The 5141-nt window shown below is 60.2% G+C and carries 6 protein-coding genes and 1 pseudogene; 1 reads left to right on the top strand and 6 read right to left on the bottom strand.

Features of this window, described 5'->3' with window-relative positions; translation table 11 throughout:
- From AC1DUU_RS22420 to ykgO, 3 genes are all read right to left on the bottom strand, one after another.
- On the bottom strand, positions 1-287 hold a 287-nt coding region (locus AC1DUU_RS22420), incomplete at its 3' end, for an alpha/beta fold hydrolase (protein ID WP_476785592.1).
- Positions 288-452: 165 nt separating this feature from the next.
- Positions 453-1034, bottom strand: a complete 582-nt coding sequence (locus AC1DUU_RS22415) for a tetratricopeptide repeat protein (protein ID WP_476785591.1) — start codon at positions 1032-1034, stop codon at positions 453-455.
- Positions 1035-1113: 79 nt separating this feature from the next.
- A complete protein-coding gene (gene ykgO / locus AC1DUU_RS22410) occupies positions 1114-1239 on the bottom strand; it encodes a type B 50S ribosomal protein L36 (RefSeq protein ID WP_018429929.1) in 126 nt (41 codons plus the stop codon).
- 242 nt (positions 1240-1481) lie between these two features.
- Here ykgO and AC1DUU_RS22405 point away from each other — a divergent pair, with 242 nt between their 5' ends.
- Positions 1482-1889: a lysozyme inhibitor LprI family protein gene (locus tag AC1DUU_RS22405; protein WP_476785590.1), complete on the top strand. Its 408-nt coding sequence runs from the start codon at positions 1482-1484 to the stop codon at positions 1887-1889.
- Positions 1890-2146: 257 nt separating this feature from the next.
- On the opposite strand, the pseudogene AC1DUU_RS22400 reads toward AC1DUU_RS22405, so the two are convergent.
- The 3 genes and pseudogenes from AC1DUU_RS22400 to AC1DUU_RS22390 form a co-directional block, all read right to left on the bottom strand.
- Positions 2147-3816: pseudogene (locus AC1DUU_RS22400) on the bottom strand (arylsulfatase).
- Between the two features lie 130 nt (positions 3817-3946).
- The gene (locus AC1DUU_RS22395) at positions 3947-4357 is read right to left on the bottom strand and encodes a DUF1428 domain-containing protein (RefSeq protein WP_476785589.1); all 411 of its coding nucleotides are present in this window, start codon (positions 4355-4357) and stop codon (positions 3947-3949) included.
- Between the two features lie 68 nt (positions 4358-4425).
- The coding region (locus tag AC1DUU_RS22390) for a 5-(carboxyamino)imidazole ribonucleotide synthase (RefSeq protein ID WP_476785588.1) at positions 4426-5141 on the bottom strand (716 nt) is incomplete at its 5' end.

Raw genomic sequence — 5141 nt, 5'->3', positions numbered from 1 at the left:
GGCCGGTCGAAGAACAGCATCTCGGCGCGGCCTTCGAACATGTGCCTTAAAGGCAGCATCTGGTCTTTCAGATTGGCGCTCGCGCCATGAATGAAGACGAGTGGCGGCAGGTCGGCGCCGGCGGATGCCGGCACGTGGACATAGTGGAGGCGGGCGCCTGATATGTCGACGAAACTGCCCGCCGGCGGATTGCGCCGCTCGATCAGCCAGGATGTCACGCGGGTAAAGCCTGCAAGCGCGAGCACCAGCGCAACAAGCAGGACCAGGATTGTGGTGAGGATGTTCATGCAGCCAGGGGGAGAGGGGAGGAAGTGAAGTAAGGCAGTAAGGCAGTAGGGCAATACGGCAGTAGGGCAGTAGGGCAGTAGGTAAGGCATCGAGTGTGGCGCAGACACATACTGCCATACTGCCATACTGCCGTATTGCCCTACTCCCTTACTGTCCTATTCCCTTCAAATGCCTTCGCCGGCAAGCTCTTCCGACAGCCGCGACACCTCGCCTTGGGCATTGCGCAGCATCGGGTAGATGACGAGCACGCGTTGCCAGGCTTGCAGCGCCAATTCGTTGCGGCCGGTGGCGGCCATGATCTGCGCCATGCCGGCCAAGGCGCCGAAATGGCGCGGCTCAAGCTCAAGCGTGCGTTCGATGTCGGCCATCGACTTGCGATAGTTGCGTGTCAGGAAATGCACGGTGGCGCGCCGATTCCAGCCTTCGGCATATTGCGGCTGCAGCGTTACCACCTGGTCGAGGAAATCAAGCGCGACGTCGAACTTCTGGGCTTTGATCGCTTGCTCGGACCACAGCATCATCAGGTCGACGGAGGCGCTTCCCGACCTGTTCCACGCTTCCGAAATGCGGCTGGCGAGGCGCTCGGCGGCCTTTTCGTTGCGCTCGCGCTTCAGGTCGGCAAACAGCGAATCAAGCTGATTGTCGGGCTTGGCGACAACGGGGCTGTCTGTGGATTGGGCAAACGCCAGCTGCGGCGGGAACGTTGCCGCCATGGCCAGGGCGAAAAAGGCAAAAACGTTCCGCATGCGGAAACTTTAGACCCCCGCATGGGAACGTCAAACTGAAATTGCCGTGATGCGTCGGCCGCGAGCGGCCGAGCCTACATCAGCCCTGGCGAGCCTTGTAGCGCGGGGCGGTCTTGTTGATGATGTAGATGCGGCCCTTGCGACGAACCAGCTGGCAGTCACGGTGGCGGCCCTTGAGTGCCTTGAGCGAATTCTTGATCTTCATGTCACTAACCCGTCGGATGGGGCCCATCACCGGGCCGAAACTAAAAGCGCGCCAAAAGAGCGCGCCCAATTTGTGTGAAAGGCTCTTAGACGAGGAGTCGGAGCCAGTCAACCGCAGGCAGCGCCAAGCCTGCGGATTGATTCATCTATCCGGCCCCGATGCACCCGACAACGCCTCGTGCGAGAGCTTGCCAGGCGTCGGTCTCGCTGGAATTGTAGTTGAGCCATGCGACGGAGCGGAAAATGCGGCTTGAGATTCTACTGTCGGCGATCGCGTGTTCAATGGTGGCGTCCGTGGCTTTGGCCGAAGAATGCGACCGCAACGACCAGACCCAGACAGGCATGGACATCTGCGCCGGTGCCGACTATGCGGCCTCCGACGCCAAGCTGAACAAAGCCTATGGCGAGATCATCAAGCGCTTGTCCGACAATGCGGACGCCAAGAAGTTGCTGCAGGAGTCGCAACGCGCCTGGATCGCCTTCCGCGACGCCGAATGCAAATTCTCCGCCACCGGCGTCGACAGCGGGTCGGTCTATCCGATGATCCTTGTGATGTGCCTGAAGGACGTGACCGATACGCGCGTCGAGCAGCTCGGCGTCTATCTCAAATGCGCGGAGGGCGACCTGAGTTGCCCGGCGCCGGCGAAGTAGGGCCGGCCTGTCCGTCGATGGCTCAAGTAGCAATCCGGTGGCCAGCGCCTTTTTCAAAAGCCTGCTAGTGCATGATCCTTTCCGAAAATCGGAATCGATTTTCGGAAAGGATCATGCACAGATTCTAAGTGTTATGGCGTCCTTTGCGCGTCGTCCTATTGGACGCGCGGCGCTGTAGAGCGTTGTCGAGATCATGAATTGGTTGCCTTCGCACCGTTTCGTTGAGTCGGCATCGAAGATGGCCTTCTCGATGTAGACTAATTCTTCGGCGTCAGTTTAGTCATGACCTCGTCAAGGTTGAAGCTCGCGGGTTTCTGCCGGATCGGAAACTCCTTGAAGCTTTCCAGCCATTTGCCCACCACCGCCTGGGAGGGAACCATCACGAAGCTGCGGTCGACGAACCATTTGTCGTATTCAATCGACGTGTCGCCACGCTCGAACGGGTCGGCGCGCAGGTTGAAGAGCTTCGGCACACGCAAATTGGTGAACTCACGCCGCCAGACGTCCATGCCCTCGTGTTCCTGCGCCTTGAACACGACTTTCCAATCACCGACACGCACCGCGACCAGTTCCCCGTCATCGTTCCAGTAGAGGAAGTCACGCCGGGGAGATTCGGGCATGCTGCCGCTGAAGTAGGGCAGCAGATTGTAGCCGTCGAGATGCACCTTGAACGTCTTGGTGCCTGCCTGGTAGCCGGTCAGGCACTTCGCCACGATGTCGGGTTCGCCTGCCGCCGCGCAGAAGGTGGGGATCAGGTCGTAGTGCGAGAACGCGTCGTTGTAGATGGTGTTCGGCTTGATCACGCCCGGCCAGCGGACGAGCATCGGCACGCGGTAGCCGCCTTCCCAGTTGGTCGCTTTCTCGCCACGGAAGGGGGTATTGCCGCCGTCCGGCCAGGTTATCACCTCGGCGCCATTGTCGCTGGTATAGATGACGATCGTGTTGTTCGTGACGCCAAGATCATCGAGTTTCTTCAGTAAAAGGCCGATATGGCCGTCGTGCTCGACCATGCCGTCCGCGTAGATGCCCTTGCCGGTCTTGCCGTCGGACTCGGGCTTGAGGTGGGTGTTGACATGCATCCGGGTCGAGTTGAAATAACAGAACCAGGGGGTCGAAGCTTTGTGCTGGCGGTCGATGAAATCAATGGCGGCTGCTGATGTTTCGTCGTCGATCGTTTCCATGCGCTTGCGCGTCAGAGGTCCGGTATCCTCGATCTTGCCGTCGGCGAAGGAATGGATAACGCCGCGCGGGCCAAACCGCTTGGCGAATTCGGGGTCCTTGGGATAGTCGGGATTTTCCGGCTCTTCCTCCGCATTTAGATGGTAGAGATTGCCGAAAAACTCATCGAAGCCGTGGTTTGTGGGCAGGAACTCATCCCTGTCGCCGAGATGGTTCTTGCCGAACTGGCCGGTTGAATAGCCTAGCGCCTTCAGAAATTCGGCGACGCTCGGGTCTTCGGGCTGAAGACCAATATCGGCACCAGGCAGGCCGACCTTGGTGAGGCCGGTGCGGATGGGCGATTGCCGGCGCGGCCTGCCGTGCAGCTCTGCTCGCCATACCAGTCGGTGAACATCGCGCCTTCATTGCCGATGCGGTCGATGTTGGGCGTGCGGTATCCCATGATGCCGCGGTGATAGATGCTCGGATTGAACCAGCCGATGTCGTCGCCCATGATCATCAGAATGTTTGGCTTCTGGCCGGAGGCACCAGGTTGTGCGGCCGTTTCTTGTGCCGAAGCAACGGAGGTGGCCGACCGCGTCGTAACGGCTGCGGCGGCAAGGGCCGTCCCTGCGAGGAGAACGTCGCGTCGACTTACAGCCGAAGCGGTCCGCGTCCGGTCTTGTTCGCCATCTGGTGCTTGTTTGTTGGCCACGGGTGCCTTCCTTCCCTGATCGCCAAGATTACTGGCAGTATGGATTGGCAGCATTCCAAGCTCACTCTGCCTTCTCCCGATGCAGGCGTCAACGATAGCCACGAACTCATCGTGTGCGGCTCTGAAAAGTAAGAAAATCATAGGTTTGGCAGGTCACTCACTGTAAGCTCCCACCTATTGCAGACTAAACGTCGATCAGCTTGAGAAAGCCGCCGGCAATCAATCGCCGTCCTTCAAACAGCATTTTCTCGCCCTCTTTGGGCTGGATGCGCGGGTCGGCCAGCGCCTTGGCGAGCCCCAGGTCGCGCGCTTCCTTGCTTGGCCACTCGGTCCAGGAAAGAATGACGGTCTCACCGCTTCGGGCTGCCGCCGCCGTTTCAAAATCACGAAGCGGCACCTCGTCGGCGTCGAGATCGTGGCGTGCTTGTTCTGCATGAAAATCGGCATCGTTGGCGACGGTGCGATCCAGCTGGCAATCCACGACCCGCGTGGCGCCATATTCGCGATAGACCTCAGCCACATGCCTTGAAAAGCGCTGGTATTCCTCAAGCTTGGAGGTCTCCAGGGGGATGAGGTAGCCATCGATGTAGGACATAGGCGAACCCAATAGCCATTGTTGACGTCTGATGCTCGCAGCTAGCGTACCACGCAAGCGCCGGCCATCTACCCTTGGCGGCGCAATAGCCGGGTGAAGTGGCCCATCTTGCGGCCGGGGCGTGCCTCGGCCTTGCCGTAAAGGTGCACGGCGACGTCCGGTTCGGCCAACAGGGCCGGGACCTTGGCGATGTCGTCGCCGATCAGGTTTTCCATGATGCAGTCGGCGTGCCGGTTGGCATCGCCGAGCGGCAGGCCGGCAACGGCCCGGATGTGCTGCTCGAACTGCGAAACGACGCAGGCTGCCTCGGTCCAGTGGCCGGAATTGTGCACCCGCGGCGCCATCTCGTTGACCAAAAGCGAGCCGTCGGCAAGGACGAAAAACTCGACGCCGATAACGCCGACATAATCGAGGGCGGCGAGGATTTTGCGCGCGGCTTCGCGTGCAGCTTCCGCAGTCTCGACGCTGACCGCTGCCGGCAAGGTCGAGCTGGCAAGAATGCCGTTGCTGTGCACGTTTTCGGCAGGGTCGAAGGCTGCGATGCTGCCATCAGTACCGCGCGCGGCGATGATTGAAATTTCGCGCTCGAAGGTGACGAAGGATTCGAGGATCAGCGGCACATTGCCGAGCGAGGCACAGGCGCCATCGAAACCGCCCGAGGTGACATTGCGGAACACCAGCTGGCCCTTGCCGTCATAACCCATGCGGCAAGTCTTCAGCACGCCGCTGCCAGAAAAGGCTTGCAAGGCCGATGCCAGGTCCTGGTCGTTTTCCACAGGAATGA

The organism is Aminobacter sp. P4_H6_2, from assembly GCF_056400805.1.
The sequence above is the reverse complement of the archived record's forward strand: the minus strand, read 5'-3'. Positions and strand labels throughout refer to the sequence as shown.

Excerpts from the sequence above, each read along its gene's own strand:
- ykgO (WP_018429929.1), bottom strand. The coding sequence starts at position 1,239 with ATGAAGATCAAGAATTCGCTCAAGGCACTCAAGGGCCGCCACCGTGAC.
- AC1DUU_RS22405 (WP_476785590.1), top strand. The coding sequence starts at position 1,482 with ATGCGGCTTGAGATTCTACTGTCGGCGATCGCGTGTTCAATGGTGGCG.
- AC1DUU_RS22415 (WP_476785591.1), bottom strand. The coding sequence starts at position 1,034 with ATGCGGAACGTTTTTGCCTTTTTCGCCCTGGCCATGGCGGCAACGTTC.
- AC1DUU_RS22395 (WP_476785589.1), bottom strand. The coding sequence starts at position 4,357 with ATGTCCTACATCGATGGCTACCTCATCCCCCTGGAGACCTCCAAGCTT.